The organism is Vagococcus sp. AM17-17, assembly GCF_003471765.1.
In the GTDB taxonomy this organism is placed as follows: Bacteria; Bacillota; Bacilli; order Lactobacillales; family Vagococcaceae; genus Vagococcus; species Vagococcus teuberi.
This window is the reverse complement of record NZ_QRJY01000004.1, coordinates 125458-141927: the sequence shown is the minus strand read 5'-3', so window position 1 is coordinate 141927 and position 16470 is coordinate 125458. Positions and strand designations below refer to the sequence as shown.

General features: G+C 35.3%; 11 protein-coding genes. All 11 read right to left on the bottom strand.

From position 1 onward, the window contains the following. Positions 1-2 precede the first annotated feature (2 nt). Positions 3-1520 (bottom strand): DUF1846 domain-containing protein, encoded by a 1518-nt coding sequence (locus DW196_RS07490; RefSeq protein ID WP_118250816.1) that lies wholly within the window; start codon positions 1518-1520, stop codon positions 3-5. Between the two features lie 276 nt (positions 1521-1796). After that, positions 1797-3395: a CTP synthase gene (locus DW196_RS07485; RefSeq protein WP_118250815.1), complete on the bottom strand. Its 1599-nt coding sequence runs from the start codon at positions 3393-3395 to the stop codon at positions 1797-1799. Positions 3396-3820: 425 nt separating this feature from the next. After that, positions 3821-4987 (bottom strand): SulP family inorganic anion transporter, encoded by a 1167-nt coding sequence (locus DW196_RS07480; protein WP_071457405.1) that lies wholly within the window; start codon positions 4985-4987, stop codon positions 3821-3823. Positions 4988-5123: 136 nt separating this feature from the next. After that, on the bottom strand, positions 5124-6530 hold the full coding sequence (gene lpdA, locus DW196_RS07475; protein WP_118250814.1) for a dihydrolipoyl dehydrogenase: 1407 nt from the start codon (positions 6528-6530) through the stop codon (positions 5124-5126). Positions 6531-6542: 12 nt separating this feature from the next. Then, on the bottom strand, positions 6543-8150 hold the full coding sequence (locus DW196_RS07470) for a dihydrolipoyllysine-residue acetyltransferase (protein ID WP_118250813.1): 1608 nt from the start codon (positions 8148-8150) through the stop codon (positions 6543-6545). 46 nt (positions 8151-8196) lie between these two features. Continuing rightward, complete coding sequence (locus tag DW196_RS07465) at positions 8197-9174, bottom strand: alpha-ketoacid dehydrogenase subunit beta (protein WP_071457408.1); 978 nt, start codon at positions 9172-9174, stop codon at positions 8197-8199. Positions 9175-9177: 3 nt separating this feature from the next. Further along, the gene (pdhA, locus tag DW196_RS07460; RefSeq protein ID WP_118250812.1) at positions 9178-10290 is read right to left on the bottom strand and encodes a pyruvate dehydrogenase (acetyl-transferring) E1 component subunit alpha; all 1113 of its coding nucleotides are present in this window, start codon (positions 10288-10290) and stop codon (positions 9178-9180) included. Positions 10291-10729: 439 nt separating this feature from the next. Next, complete coding sequence (gene mgtA, locus DW196_RS07455; protein ID WP_118250811.1) at positions 10730-13336, bottom strand: magnesium-translocating P-type ATPase; 2607 nt, start codon at positions 13334-13336, stop codon at positions 10730-10732. Between the two features lie 260 nt (positions 13337-13596). Beyond that, positions 13597-14256 (bottom strand): MIP/aquaporin family protein, encoded by a 660-nt coding sequence (locus tag DW196_RS07450; protein WP_071457411.1) that lies wholly within the window; start codon positions 14254-14256, stop codon positions 13597-13599. 22 nt (positions 14257-14278) lie between these two features. Further along, a complete protein-coding gene (locus DW196_RS07445; RefSeq protein WP_118250810.1) occupies positions 14279-15142 on the bottom strand; it encodes an MBL fold metallo-hydrolase in 864 nt (287 codons plus the stop codon). Between the two features lie 22 nt (positions 15143-15164). Next, positions 15165-16451: an acetyl-CoA hydrolase/transferase family protein gene (locus DW196_RS07440; protein ID WP_118250809.1), complete on the bottom strand. Its 1287-nt coding sequence runs from the start codon at positions 16449-16451 to the stop codon at positions 15165-15167. Positions 16452-16470 lie beyond the last annotated feature (19 nt).

The following is a 16470-nucleotide window of genomic DNA, read 5'->3' as shown; positions in this document are numbered from 1 at the left end:
TTTTAGATATAGAAAAGATTTTCTGATGAAAAGACTGGGTCACTGGTCACATTCATGCCCAATTTTTTAAGAACCTGTTCATCATCTTTGTTCAGCATAACGGTTGAGTGTGCTTCAACTCCGTCAAGATTAGCCAATTGTTCATAAGCTAGTTGAGCTGTTGGGTTCGTTACAGCGCTTATTGATAACGCAATTAGGACTTCATTGGCGTTTAAAGCAGTCATTTTATTGCCTAATTCGTCCACTTTCATTTTTTGGATGGTTTCTAAAATAACAGGAGACAATAATAAAATGTCATCTGAAATATTAGCTAAACGTTTAATTGAGTTTAAGATAGCAGCAGCTGAGGCATCCATCAAATCTGATGTACGACCTGTTACAATTTCTCCAGTTGATAATTCAAACGCCATAACTGACATTGGGTTAACAGCCTCTTCACCTTCAGTCATTTCTTTCAACTTGTCAGCATACTCTCTTGCAGGAAGTACTGGACGACGATCTTGTTTTTTAAGTTCCATCTCTTCCATAATAAGTTGAATACGATTAACCACGTCCTCGTCAACCATTCCACGTTTATAAAAACACTCTGTATCAAAGCAACGACGAATAATTTCTTCTTTTGAAGCTTCTTTAACCACATCATCATCAATTATACCAAAGCCAACTCGGTTTACACCCATATCTGTCGGTGATTTAAAGACTGACTCTTGGTTAGTGATTCGTTCAATAATTCGCTTAATAACTGGGAATGTTTCGATATCACGATTATAGTTAACTGCAACCTCACCATAGGCTTCAAAATGGAATGAATCAATCATATTCACATCTTTCAAATCCACAGTTGCCGCTTCATAAGCGATATTTAACGGGTGTTTTAATGGGATATTCCAAACTGGAAATGTTTCAAATTTTGAGTACCCTGCCACTCGTCCTAAACGATTTTCATGATAAATTTGGCTTAAACTTGTTGCCAATTTCCCACTACCAGCTCCTGGAGCCGTAATAACCACGATTGGTTTTGTTGTTGGAATATATGGATTTTTTCCAAAGCCTTCATCACTGACTATTTGGTCAATGTTATATGGGTAACCGTCAATTGCTTCATGCGTATAAACTTTAATATTTCGTTTTTCTAATTTGTTAATAAAGATTTTCGTTGAAGGTTGGCCACTGTAACGTGTGATTAACACACTGTTAACAGATAAGCCATACTCATTAAACTCATCAATTGATTTTAAGATATCCATGTCATATGTGATGTTGTAATCACCGCGAATTTTATTGCGCTCAATATCTCCAGCATACACACAAATAATGACTTCTGCTTTATCTTTTAATTTTTGTAGTATTTTGATTTTTGAGTCTTCATCAAAACCTGGCAACACACGTTTTGCATGTTTATCGCCGATTAATTTACCACCAAACTCTAAATATAATTTATCATAATTATTTACACGTTCTAAAATAAATTTTGATTGCTCTTCAATGTATTTCTGAGAATCAAATCCTAGCTTTTTCATGGTTTTCCTCCTTAAAAGTTAGGATAAATGGTAAAGTTGCAACCAACAATGATTAACACTTAACTTAACTTTTTCTCTAATTTTTTTAACATACCTTGTGTCGTTTATCTGGATCATAAAAAATGACAAATTTTTACTATTCTTTAGTACAATGTTAATCCTACTGCCCTTTTAATAATTTATCCCTAAACTAATCATTAATATAATACATACATTATCATACTCATTTTTTATAATCTAAGTATATCATGATAATATGTATTTTTTATTAACGTTCTAGTTATTTAAGCTAGCTCTAATAAATCCATTAAATAACGGATGACTTCTGTTTGGACGTGATTTGAACTCTGGGTGAAATTGACTTGCAACAAAGAAATCATTTGCTGGAATTTCAACTATTTCAACTAAACGATTGTCTGGTGAAACACCTGAAAAGACCATCCCCGCTTGTTCAAATGACTCGCGAAACGCATTATTAAATTCATAACGGTGGCGATGACGTTCACTGATTAACTCTTCACCATTATATAAGTCACGTGTTTTAGTGTCTGGTTTCAACTCGCATGGATAAGCTCCTAGACGTAACGTTCCTCCCATATCTTCTACACCTTCTTGATCTAACATTAAATCAATGATGTTATAAGGCGTTTCTGGTGCAGTTTCTTTTGAATCTGCTCCTTCAAGCATCAAGACGTTTCTTGCAAATTCAACACAGGCCATTTGCATACCCAAACAAATACCTAAGAATGGAATATTATTTTCTCTTGCAAAACGAATCGCTTCGATTTTTCCTTCAATTCCTCGGTCGCCAAATCCACCTGGCACAAGAACACCGTCTACTGTTGATAAATAATCAGAGACATTTTCTTTTGTGACATTTTCTGATTGAATCCACTCAATTTCGATGTTTGTATCATGTTCATATCCAGCATGTTTTAGTGCTTCCACAACTGATAAATAAGCATCAGGTAACTCAACATATTTCCCAACTAATGCAATACGTGTACTGTGTTTTAAGTTTAGCACGTGTTTTGCCATTTCTTGCCACTCTGTCATATCTGCTTTAGGCGCTTCAATCCCTAAATGATCACACACAATATCATCCAATCCTTGTGCTTCTAAATTTAGTGGAATATCGTACAATGTTTTCACATCTTTTGATTCAATAACTGCTTCTTCAGGCACATCGCAAAATTGTGCTAACTTTTGTTTCATTTCTTGTGGTACTTCTTCTTCTGTTCTAACAACTAGAATATCTGGTTGAATCCCAAGACTACGTAATTCTTTCACACTATGTTGTGTCGGTTTGGTTTTCATTTCCCCTGCTGCTCTTAAATAAGGAATCAATGTTGTGTGGATATATAATACATTATCTTTACCAACATCTGCTTTCATCTGTCTTAGTGCTTCTAAAAATGGTAAAGACTCAATATCCCCAACTGTTCCACCGACTTCAGTGATAATCACATCTGCTTCATTTGTATCAGCTGCTGCCATCATTTTTTCTTTGATTTCATTGGTAATATGTGGGATTACTTGGACTGTCGCACCAAGATATTCTCCTTTTCTTTCTTTTCTGATTACCTCAGAATAAACTTTTCCTGTGGTCACATTTGAGTGTTGATTTAAATTAATATCTATAAATCGCTCATAATGACCTAAATCTAAATCTGTTTCTGCCCCATCTTCAGTGACGAATACTTCACCATGTTGGTAAGGACTCATTGTTCCAGGATCAATGTTAATATAGGGATCAAATTTTTGAATAGTTACATTCAATCCACGATTTTTTAATAATCGACCTAACGATGCTGCTACAATCCCTTTTCCAATTGAAGATACCACTCCACCTGTTACAAAAATGTACTTTGTCATAACATTCGCCTCTTTTCATATATTTCTTGGGGAAGATACTTTTATAAAAAACAAAGAAAAGCCCCCTATTCGTATGAATAAGGGAGCTTTAATTTAAGTCTATCTGCCTCTATTTCTCAAGAGTGCCCAAAAAGTATGATACAAGGTTTTTGATGTTTCGTCAAGAATTTAATTATGAAATCCATCTAATTTTCATATCTTCCCCAACTTTTTCATAACCATCACTATCTAAATTAACCCCTTCTTTCTATGAACTGGTGTTGTTCTATTTCTAATATATTAATTATAGTATGATAATCATAAACACAACGGGTTTCACATAATGCTCTTGCAAAATCAATAGATAATAACAAAACAAACTCTTTAGTTTTTTAGTTTTTCTCTCTGTGATATAAAAATTATGATGAGTTCTCATTGCCTTTTTACTATTTTTTATTTAATTTTGTCAATAATATAAGTAATCCATTTAATACGACACCACACAAAATCCCAATTGCTAAGTTTCCTGTGTAAACAATAACAACGACAGTGACTACCATCGCAGTACTTTCAATCATTTCCCATGATTTTACTAACTGTAAACTTTTCCAATCAAATGTATCCCCTGCAACTGTTATCATAATCCCGATCAAAGCTGCCGTTGGAATCACCATCATGAGTGAGTTTAATACAAAAATAAACAGTAATAGTGTCGTACCTGATACAAATGTTGACAAACGTGTCCGTCCACCTGATTTAACATTTATGACAGCTTGCCCTATCATCGCACATCCAGCTTGGCCACCAAATAATCCCGTAATAAAATTAGCCAGTCCTTGTGCTTTCACTTCACGTTTACTATCACTAGTTGAGTTTGTCATCTCATCTACTATAGGAACTGTTAATAGTGTTTCCATTAGTCCGATAAACGTTAATGAAATGGCTGTTGGTAAGATTATCCACAGTGTTTCTAAACTCATTGGTACAAGTGGTAAGCCAAACGATACATCGAGTGAGGACATATCTCCTAAATCACCAACAGTAAAGAAACTTCCTTTAAAAACAAATGATAAGATAGTCATGACCGTAATAATAATAAGGGCTGGTGGCACAACTTTAATCACTTTGGGTAGTAAATATATAGCTAATATACTAACAATAACCATGACATAGCCAATCACATTTTGTTCAGGCAATTGTTGAACTTGTGCTAAAAAAATTGAAATCGCTAATCCATTAACAAAACCTATCATGACACTTTTAGGTATGTATTTCATGACTTTATGAATATTCAAATAACCTAAAATAAATTGAAATATACCTGTTAATATGGTAGCAGCAATCATATAGTTTAGCCCATGCGACTGTACTAATCCTGCAATTACTAAAGCCATCGATCCGGCTGCAGCAGATACCATAGCAGGTCTACCACCAGTTAACGTAATGACTAATAAGGTAATAGCTGAAGCAAATAATGCCGACATTGGATGCACTCCTGCTATAATGGCAAACCCTATTACTTCAGGTAAAATTGCGACCGATGACACTAATCCAGCAAAAATATTTTCACGTGGGTTCCCTACCCACTCATTCTTTTTTATACTAAGTAACACCTTTTTCTCTCCCTTAATTCTTTTCCAAGAAAATTATCATAACATATACTTTTGAATAATACACGTTTTAAAAATAAAAAAGCACCTCTGAAAAGAGATGCTTTATACGTCCGAACAAACAATGCTTTATTTAAAATTACATGTGAATTGGCATACCTAATGCTAACTCAGCTGTATCCATAACAGCTTCAGATAATGATGGATGTGAATGGATAGTTAAAGCGATATCTTCAGCATTCATTCCAGCTTCAACAGCTAAACCAATTTCTGCAATAATATCACTAGCACTAATACCAGCAACTTGTCCACCAACAATCACGTTGTCTTCTTTAGTTGTAACTAAACGTACAAATCCTTCAGTTTGGTTTAATGATAACGCACGACCATTTCCACCTAATGAGAATTTAGATGCTTTCACGTTTAACCCAGCTTCTTTTGCTTCTTTTTCTGTCATACCAACAGTTGCCAATTCAGGATCTGTAAAGGCCACAGCTGGCATTGCACGATAATCAACTGCTACTGGTTCACCCGCAATGGCTTCTGCAGCAATTTTAGCTTCATAACTTGCTTTGTGAGCAAGTGCAGCTCCAGGAACGATGTCACCAATTGCGAAAATACTTTTCACGTTAGTGCGTCCTTGGTTATCAACTTTTACTAATCCACGATCAGTCATCTCAACGCCTAAGATTTCTAAACCTAAATCATCAGTGTTTGGACGACGACCTACAGTTACCATAACGTAATCTGCTTCAACTTTTTCTTCTTTACCGTCAACTTCATAAGTTACAGTCACGCTATCGCCATTGTCAACAGCTTCTTTAGCCATTGCTTTTGTTACAACTTTGATACCTTTGTTGTCAAATTCTTTTTCAACAAGTTTAACCATATCTTTTTCAAATGTTGGTAAAATTTGTGGAGAACCTTCTAAAATTGTTACTTCAGCACCTAGGTTAGCATATGCTCCACCTAATTCAGCACCGATAACGCCACCACCGACGATCACTAATTTTTTAGGAACTTCAGTTAAGCTTAATCCACCAGTTGAATCAATAATACGTCCACCAAATTTAAAACCTTTAATTTCGATTGGACGACTACCAGTTGCAACGATAGCATGATTAAATGAATAAGTTTGTGCATGGTCACCATCGATAACACGTAGAGTGTTTTCATCAACAAAGAATGCTTCCCCACGGATAATTTCAACTTTATTTTTCTTAAGTAAGAATTCAACACCACCAGTTAATTTTGCAACTACTTGGTTGTTTTTCCATTCTTGAGTTTTAGAAAAATCAAGTGATACATTATCAGCAGTTACACCAAAGATAGCTGAATGCATTGCTTCTTGATATTTGTGTCCTGCACTAATTAGTGCTTTTGATGGAATACATCCGACGTTTAAACAAACGCCGCCGATGTATTCTCTTTCAATAATTGCTACTTTTTGGCCCATTTGTGCTGCACGAATTGCGGCAACATATCCACCAGGTCCTGCACCAATTACTACTGTATCTAATTCTAATGCGAAATCTCCTACAACCATTAACTATTCACCTTATCCTTCCATTAATAATAATTCTGGATCAGCTAATAAACGTTTAATATTGTTCATTGCTTTTTGTGCTGTTGCTCCATCAACGATACGGTGGTCAAAGCTTAATGATAATTTCATCATTCTTCCAACAACAATTTCTCCATCTTCGTTTACGACAGGTTGTTGTGTAATAGTACCAACACCTAAGATAGCAACTTCTGGGTAGTTAATAACTGGTGTAAACCACCCGCCACCAACAGAACCAATGTTACTAATTGTTACAGTACCATCACGCATATCAGCTGCAGTTAATTTACCTTCAATAGCTAAAGCTGCTTTTTCGTTAATTTCATCTGCAATATCAAACATGCTCTTAGTGTTAGCTTGTTTAACGTTTGGTACATATAAACCATGATCAGTATCAGTTGCGATACCAATGTTATAGTAATGTTTGTAAACAATTTCGTTTGTTGCGTCATCAATTGATGCGTTTAATGTTGGGAATTTTTGCATAGTTGCAGTTAATGCTTTAACAACATATGGCAAGAAAGTTAATTTAGTATTTCTTGTTGCTGCAACAGCTTTAAATTTCTTACGGTGATCCCATAATTTAGATACTTCAACATCATCATGTAATGTTACATGAGGAGCTGTATGTTTGCTGTTTACCATCGCTTTAGCAATTGCTTTACGTGTTGGAGTCATTTTTTCACGAACTTCAACTTCAGGCATACCAACAAATGGTGCTGCTGGTTTAGATGCTTCAGCTGCTGGTGCAACAGAAACTTTCTCTTCAGATACAGCAACTTTTTCAACTGATTGAGCGACTGGAGCTGAACCAAAGTTATCAATATCAGATTTAACCACACGTCCACCTTTACCTGTTGGTGTTACTAACGTAATATCAACACCTTTAGCACGAGCATATTGACGTACTGATGGCATTGCTAATACACGAGCACTTGGTTTACCAGTTGGCTCACTTGATGCTGCTGGTGTACTTGCAGTTGGAGCTGCAGCTGCTGGCGTTTCAGTAGCTGTTGCACTTGTTGCAGGAGCATCGTTATGTCCTGGTGCATCAATTTCTACCAATACATCACCAACATTTGCTACTGTTCCTTCAGGTACTAATACGTTAACTACTTTACCTGTTACAGGAGAAGGAATTTCTTCTACTGATTTATCATTTTGTACTTCTAATAATGTATCGTCTTCATTGATTGTATCTCCAGCAGAAACAAACCATTTTACGATTTCCCCTTCTGCGATACCTTCACCGATATCTGGTAATTTGAATTGGAATACTCCGCCTGTACTAGCTGCAGGAGCACTTGCCGCTGGTGCAGTTGCTTCTTCAGCTGGAGCGACTGTTTCTTCCTCATCTTCATGTCCTGGTGCGTCGATTTCAACTAATACGTCACCAACGTTTGCTACTGTTCCTTCTGAAACAAGAACTTTTAGTACTTTACCTGTTACAGGAGAAGGAATTTCTTCTACTGATTTATCATTTTGTACTTCTAATAACGTATCGTCTTCGTTGATTGTATCGCCTTCTTTAACAAACAATTTAACGATTTCGCCTTCTGCGATACCTTCACCAATGTCTGGTAATTTAAATTTAAAAGCCATCTGTTATTTCTCTCCTTCTGTTGTGCATTCAGTTAATTTCGATTAATTAGAATGAATGAATTTCTCTTACTTTTGCTTCGATATCTGATGCATTTGGTAACCATGCACCTTCTGCTTGACCAAATGGATAAACTGTATCAGGTGCTGACACACGTCCAATTGGTGCTTCTAAAGAAAGAACCGCTCTTTCTGAAATTTCTGAAACAACTTGAGCGCCAACTCCGGCTTGTCTTTGAGCTTCTTGAACGACTACAACACGTCCTGTTTTCTCAACAGAGGCAATAATTGTATCTACATCTAATGGTGCAACTGTTCTTAAGTCGATGATTTCAACAGAGATGCCATCTTTTTCTAACGCTTCTGCTGCTTTGATTGCTTCGCGAACCATTGCGCCGTAAGTAATAATTGAAACATCTGTCCCTTCACGAGTTACCGCTGCTTTATCTAAAGGAACTGTGTAAGCTTCTTCTGGAACTTCTTCACGGAATGAACGGTATAATTTCATGTGCTCTAAGAAAACAACTGGATCGTTGTCACGAATAGATGAAATTAATAATCCTTTTGCGTCATATGGATTACTTGGGATAACCACACGTACACCTGGTGATTGAGCGATTAAACCTTCTAAGTTATCCGCATGCATTTCAGGAGTATGAACCCCACCACCAAATGGTGCGCGGATTGTAACTGGAATATTACGAGTACCACTCATACGGTAACGAGTACGAGCCATTTGTCCGATAATTTCATCCATTACTTCAAATACGAAACCAAAGAATTGGATTTCTGCTACTGGACGGAAGTTTTCTAAAGCTAAACCGAATGCTAAACCACCGATACCTGATTCAGCTAATGGTGTATCAAATACACGATCTACACCAAATTTTTCTTGTAATCCTTCAGTGGCACGGAATACCCCACCGTTATTACCAACATCTTCACCAAATACTAATACATCTGGATTTGCTTCAAGTTCTATTGCTAAAGCATCTGTAATTGCTTGAATCATTGTTTTTTGTGCCATGATTTAGTTCGACTCCTTTGCTTCAAATGTGTCAATTTGTTCTTGGATTAATTTAGGTGTTACTTCAAACATGTTTTTCAAGAAATCTGAAACTTTTTGTTTTGGTGCGGCATCAGCTGCTTTGATAGCTGTTTTGATTTCCTCTTTAGTTTGTTCAATAATTTGTTCTTCTTTTTCTTCAGACCATAAACCTTTTTCTGTTAAGTAAATTCTGAAACGAGTTAATGGATCTTTTGCATGCCACTCATCTTCAACTTCTTGAGTACGGTATCTTGTTGGGTCGTCCCCTGATAATGTATGTGGTCCATAGCGGAATGTTAATGTTTCAATTAAAACTGGTCCGTTTCCTGCTGCTGCCCATTCACGAGCTGCTTTAGTTACTTTATATACTGCTAATGCATCCATACCATCTACTTGAATACTTGGAATACCAGCTGCAATACCTTTTTGAGCTAATGTATTAGCTGCTGTTTGTAATTCACGTGGAGTTGAGATTGCATAGCCATTGTTTTGAATAAAGAATACAGCGTTTGCTTTGTAAGCTCCTGCAAAGTTGATTCCTTCATAGAAGTCACCTTGTGAAGAACCACCATCACCCGTATAAGTAAATGCAACGTTTGGTTTGTTGCGTTTTTTAAGACCTAAAGCCACACCAGCTGCTTGCACATATTGTGCTCCGATAATGATTTGTGGTGGTAAAGCTTTTAAGCTTTCAGCATATTCACTACCTGCTGCATGTCCTCTTGACCATAAAAATGCATTTCTAAGTGGTAAACCATGTTGAATTAATTGTGGAACATCACGGTATCCTGGTAATAACACATCTTCTTTATCCATAGCAAATTGACTTGCTAATTGACTTGCTTCTTGACCAGCTGTTGGTGCGTAGAATCCTAAACGTCCTTGACGGTTTAATGCAGTTGAACGTTGATCTAAAACTCTTGCCCATACCATTCTTGTCATTAATTCTACTAATTCTTCATCTGATAAATCAGGTAATAAATCTTTATTAACAACCTTACCCTCTTTATCTAACACTTGAATCGTTGGAAAATCTGCGTTAATGTCTTCCATCAATGCTGCAAAATCAAGTGGGTTTACTTTTTTCTTAGCCATATTGTTACACATTCCTCTCTTTTTTTACGTAATCATATTGGTTTCTCAAACAGGAAAAAAAACTGTATTACTTTTTTTCAATTTGACAAATTCAATTTAACATGACTTTATTCACATTGCAAGCAATCCGCTTGAATTATTTTGCTTTATTAACTTAATGAATGACGCACCGAAAACATAGTGAAAAATATCACTTTCTAGTTTTATTTTAGTTCATTCTTTTTATCCTATGTTAAAACAGTCAAAACTGTATTACTTAATATGAAAATCTGTTATATATCACCTTTTGTAAAAACGCTATCTTATCTAGCTTTATTTTCTAAACTAAAAAACAAACGCATAAAATCATGGAGATATAAAAAAGAACTCCTAACACGTAAGAGTTCTTTTTTATTAGAAAACATTATTGTTTTTTTAAAAGAAAGTGATTTTTTTCACGTTATATCCATTCATGATATTTTTTAATGTATATTTTTTTGATTAATTGTTGTAAAACAAGATATGAAAAACTAATTCCTATTAACCATATCCAGTATTCACTAGGTAGTGCTCCAAAATCAAATGCTTGTCTGAGTGGTTCAAATAAAATAATAAATAATCCTGAACCAATTGCTAAACTACTCATAATTAACATAGGCGGACTGGCTATACTTTGAATGAATGGAATTTTTTCCGTACGAATGACATGCACAACCAGTGTTTGCGTAAATAATCCAACTAAGAACCAACCAGATTGGAAAACACTTTGCTGTGCAACTGTATTAGCTCCAATCACAAACCACATTACAGCAAACGTGATAATATCAAAAATACTACTGATTGGGCCAATAAAAAGAGTGAAATGCAACAGATTTTTTATATCAAATCTTACTGGTTTCATAATTTGCTCTTCATCGACATTATCCCACGGCATAGCAAGTTGTGAAATATCATAAACTAAATTCTGTATTAATAATTGAATTGATAACATTGGTAAGAATGGTAAAAAAGCACTCGCAACTAAAACAGAAAAGACATTCCCAAAGTTTGAACTAATCGTAATCATGATGTATTTCATCATATTTTTAAATACTTTACGTCCTTCTAACACACCATCTTCCAATACAACTAAACTTTTTTCAAGAAGAATGATGGAACTTGCTTCTTTTGTAATATCAGCCGCAGTATCAACTGAAATCCCAACATCTGCCGCTCTTAACGCTGGAGCATCATTAATCCCATCTCCCATAAACCCGACTGTTTCACCTTGATCTTTTAACGTATTAATAATTCGTGCTTTTTGCATGGGGTTTAACTTCGCAAATAGTTGCACTTCATTCACTGCTTGTTTTAATTCGTCATCATCCATAGTGTCTATGTCTGTTCCAATATATGATTTATCAACTTCAATGCCAACATCACGACACACTTTTCGAGACACAATTTCATTGTCTCCGGTTAAGACTTTTACATTGACTCCATGTTGATGCAATGAAGAAATCGCTGTAACTGCTGATTGTTTTGCTGGGTCTAAGAATCCAACAAACCCAACCAGTATCATATCTGACTCATCACTAACAGCATAAGTTGGCGTGTTATGGACATCTCGTTTATAAGCAACAGTAATCACACGCATCCCTTGTTCATTCATTCGTCTGTTTACATCTGACATTTGTTCAATCAACTCATCAGTGAGCGGAACAATTTCATCATCAATTTCAACAGATGAACAAATTGCCGCCATCTCTTCAACGGCTCCTTTTGTTATCATCAGTTGATGGCCGTCTCTTTTTAGCGCAACTGTCAAACGACGTCTAGAAAAATCAAATGGAATCTCATCTATTTTTTCAATTTTATCTGTTATCATTTTATCTGGATTGGTTTCATAATAATTAATAATGGCGTGATCCATTAAGTTTTTCCAACCTGTTTGATAGTTTGAATTGAGATAGGCCATATCTAATACTTTTTGATTTGAATCACCTAAAGGACTAACATGTTCTACTAATACCACTCTATCTTCTGTAATAGTTCCTGTCTTATCAGTACAAAGAACGGTCATAGACCCTAAGTTTTGAATAGCATTTAATTCTTTTACAATTACTTTTTTCTTAGCTAGTGTTTGTGACCCTTTAGCTAAGTTACTAGTCACAATCATTGGCAACATTTCTGGTGTTAACCCAACTGCAACTGCTATCGCAAAGAAGAACGCTTGTGTCCAATCCCCTTTCGATAAACCATTTATCAAAAATACGACCGGGAACAATACTGTGACCATCTTTAGTAATAATTTACTGATACGATTTAAATCACGGTCAAAACTTGTTAACGCACGGGCTGTACTAGCAGATTTCGCAATATCCCCAAAGAATGTATCTTGACCTGTTCTTAAAATAATGACTTCACCTTGACCACTCAAGATATCTGTCCCCATAAATACTAAATTATTTAAATCAATCGCTGAAGTATCTTCATCAACTTTTACATCGACTTTATCTGACTCAAATTTTTCAACTGGCATTGACTCCCCTGTTAAAGAAGACTGATTAACGAACAAGTCTTTCGTCCAAATAAGAACCCCATCTGCTGGTATCATATCTCCAGCTGATAAATACACAATATCTCCAGGTACCACATCTTCCATTGGACGTTCTTTTATCTCGCCATCTCTTTTAACCGCACTAGTATGTTTCACCAAATTTTGTAATGACAGTGACTCTTTTTGTGCTTTAAAGTCTTGCGTAAAACGAATAAAAGCACTGATTAAAATCATCGTAGTCATCACAAGAACCGCTTCAAAATCTTTTGTTAAAGCTGAAACGATTAATAATGCTGCTAAAACATAAATAAATGGATCCATGAATGATTCAAATAACACTCTATACCAAGGTTTAGTTTTTTGCACATTCACTTTGTTCTCACCAAATTCATCTAGCCGTTTTTCAGCATCTTCTGAACTAAGTCCATCAGGTGAGGTTCGAAACTCCATCATCAACTCTCGAACACTTAGATTAGACAGTTTTTTTAGTTCATCATTTTTTTTATTGACTGCTTCTTCTTTTGCCATGTGCATTCCTCCTACAACTAAATTCTCCTCCTTATCATAACATGCATCAGTATTCTTTTCATTTAATCTGAGTTTTTATAAATAAAGTGTACATTTTTTGTAAAAAACTAGATAAAAACCTTAATTATCCAACTTATAAAACAAACCATTGCGTTTACTAATCATTTTATAACAGACTAATAGATTTATTAACTAATACTTAACCTCTAGATGAAAACAAAAAACAACCACAGCCTATTGACCATGATTGTTTTAAGATATTATTCTTCTGTTTGTAATAATGTTTTTGCAATTACTGCCGCAATCAATCCACCAACTAATGGTGCTAAGATGTATAACCATAATTGACTCATAGCATCGCCACCTACAAATAAGGCTGGTGACATACTTCTAACTGGGTTAACTGACATACCTGTTAATGGTACACCGATAAAATGTAGCATTGTTAAAGTTAAACCAATTGCTAAACCATTATATGATGTTTCACCTTTTTTACTTGTTACAGACATAATCACAAATACCAAAATGGCTGTTAGTGTCATTTCAATGATGAATGCACCAGCTGTTGAAATATCTTGATAAGTTGTTTGAGCTAAGTTCTCTACACCTAAATCAGTCATTCCTAAAATTAATCTTAATAGACCAGTACCGAGTATTGCGCCAATCATTTGTCCAACAACATAAACAACAAATTCTTTGACATCCATACGTTTGTTCACTAAAAATGCTAATGTCACAGCTGGGTTTAAATGTGCCCCAGAAATTTGACCGATTGTATTAGCCGCAACCATAATAGCTAAACCAAAACCTAATCCAATACCTAATGTTCCAACGACATTACCACTTAAGACTGCTGTACCTGTACCAATAAAGACTAAAAAGAATGTCCCTATTACTTCTGCTAAACCTTTTTTTACCAAAATACTTCCCCCTATTTTACATTTACCTTATAATTCTTTCTCTAGAACGCTCTAGAGTGTCTACCTTTTCTTTACCCTCTTGGTCCCACTGAATCATACGATAAAAGGCATCATGATAGAAAATAAATTTATAATTGTTTTCATATGCTTCTTTTAACCATTTTTCTTTATTTGCTATGGATGTCATTGGGTAATCATCATAAGCGAGTACCCATAAAGGATTTTGATGAGCGTGAGTTGGCATGATATCTGCCATATGAATCATCGTCTCACCATTTTGTTCAAGTTTAATGACAGAGTGTCCATTACTATGTCCACCTGTATGTATCATTGTAATTCCTAGAGCCACTTCAATTTCGTCATCATAAATCGCTACTTGATCTACGATTGGTTCCCAATTATAGGCCCAATAAGTACTCTTCGAGCGTATATTAGGATGTTGCATTTCTTCCCACTCAATGGCTTGAACATATATTTTTGCATTTGGAAAGACAGATACATAACCACCATCGTCAGTTGGTTTAGTTAATCCAGTTGCATGGTCAAAGTGCATGTGAGTCATTAAAAGAACGTCAACGTCTTCAAAAGTCAATCCTAATTCTTTTAAAGATGACTCAACTTCAGACTCCCAAGCAACACCGAAAATCTTCTTTTGTTTATCCGTAAATTTTCCATTTCCTACACCAGCGTCAATCAAGTAATTTTTACCTTGATATTGAATTAATATAGGGTCTGTCGGTAACTCAATCTGATTTTTTTCGTTCACTGGATATTTTCTTGTCCAGACTGGTTTTGGTACAACGCCAAACATCGCTCCACCATCCAAACAAGTCATTCCACCTTCTAACCAGGTTAATGTCATATCATGAAACGTTAATGTATCCATCTGATTTCCTCCTAGTAGTTGATTACATATAGTTCATTTCTTTAGCTTTTGCTTTTAATTCATCTCTAAATTTAGGATGAGCAATATTGATTAATCTTTCAGTTCGTTCAAAAATTGTACTCCCCTTTAATTCTGCACTACCATATTCAGTTACAACTGTATCAATATCATTTTTTGATGTTGCCACAGGAGCCCCTTCAAATAAAGTTGGTACGATTGTCGAAATCTCATCATTTTTAGCTGTCGAGTATAAACAAATAATTCCAGTACCACTCTCTGTTAAACGTACCCCTTTCATAAAATCAGATTGGCCACCAGTTGATGAATAATAAAACCCTTTCACTCGTTCTGAGTTACATTGACCAAGAAAATCCACTTCAATAGCAGAATTAATCGCAAATAAGTGTTTCATCTGACTAATTGTGTCAAAACTATTTGTGTAGTCACACGGTAACATTAAAATGTCTGGGTTATTATTCATGAATTCATAAAGTCGCTTGCTTCCGATGGCAAAAGTCGCAACTGACTTACCATTATGAATTTCTTTTTTACTATTATCAATAACGCCTTTTTCAGTTAAGTCAACTAATTTTTCAGGAAGCATTTCTGTATGCAATCCTAAATGTTTTTTCTCTGTCAAATATTCCATTACAGCATTAGGCATTGCACCAAAACCAATTTGCAATGTGTCACCATCTTTTACTTTTTTCGCAATTTCACGACCAACAGCTAAATCTTTTTCATTTGGTGTTGGACTAACAAGTTCTGGTAACTCAACATTATTTTCAATTAAAGCATCGACTTGGCTGATGTGAATTGTATTTTTTTCACCAAATGTTCTTGGCATATTTTCGTTCACTTCTAAAACAATTCGTTTAGCACCTTCGACTAATGAGGCAACGTAAGATGGACTAGTACCTAATGAAAAGTTTCCATCTTCATCCATTGGCGATACTGTTGCCATAATGATTAATTTGTCACCTTCACGTTTTTTCAAAATAGAAGGGATGTCAGAAAAATGATTTGGTAGCAAATCAATGTTTCCTGCATTCATTCCTTTTCTATCCATGCCTGATAAAAAGATTGAAATTTGGCGTAATTTTGATTTTTCTACATCAACTGTTGGAAAACTAGGTAGCATACGATATAAAGAGTTACCCTCTAATGTATCCATTTCACGAATAGCATCTAATAATGCGGGTGGTTCACCCGGCATTATAGGGAAAACAATCGCGTCTCCTGGTTCAACGACGCTGACTGCATCTTTTGCTGACTTTATTTTTTCATTATATAAGTTATCGTAATTCATGGTTAAACTCTCCTTATTA

Excerpts from the sequence above, each read along its gene's own strand:
- DW196_RS07465 (WP_071457408.1), bottom strand. The coding sequence starts at position 9,174 with ATGGCACAAAAAACAATGATTCAAGCAATTACAGATGCTTTAGCAATA.
- DW196_RS07485 (WP_118250815.1), bottom strand. The coding sequence starts at position 3,395 with ATGACAAAGTACATTTTTGTAACAGGTGGAGTGGTATCTTCAATTGGA.
- mgtA (WP_118250811.1), bottom strand. The coding sequence starts at position 13,336 with ATGGCAAAAGAAGAAGCAGTCAATAAAAAAAATGATGAACTAAAAAAA.
- DW196_RS07470 (WP_118250813.1), bottom strand. The coding sequence starts at position 8,150 with ATGGCTTTTAAATTTAAATTACCAGACATTGGTGAAGGTATCGCAGAA.
- lpdA (WP_118250814.1), bottom strand. The coding sequence starts at position 6,530 with ATGGTTGTAGGAGATTTCGCATTAGAATTAGATACAGTAGTAATTGGT.
- DW196_RS07440 (WP_118250809.1), bottom strand. The coding sequence starts at position 16,451 with ATGAATTACGATAACTTATATAATGAAAAAATAAAGTCAGCAAAAGAT.
- pdhA (WP_118250812.1), bottom strand. The coding sequence starts at position 10,290 with ATGGCTAAGAAAAAAGTAAACCCACTTGATTTTGCAGCATTGATGGAA.
- DW196_RS07490 (WP_118250816.1), bottom strand. The coding sequence starts at position 1,520 with ATGAAAAAGCTAGGATTTGATTCTCAGAAATACATTGAAGAGCAATCA.
- DW196_RS07445 (WP_118250810.1), bottom strand. The coding sequence starts at position 15,142 with ATGGATACATTAACGTTTCATGATATGACATTAACCTGGTTAGAAGGT.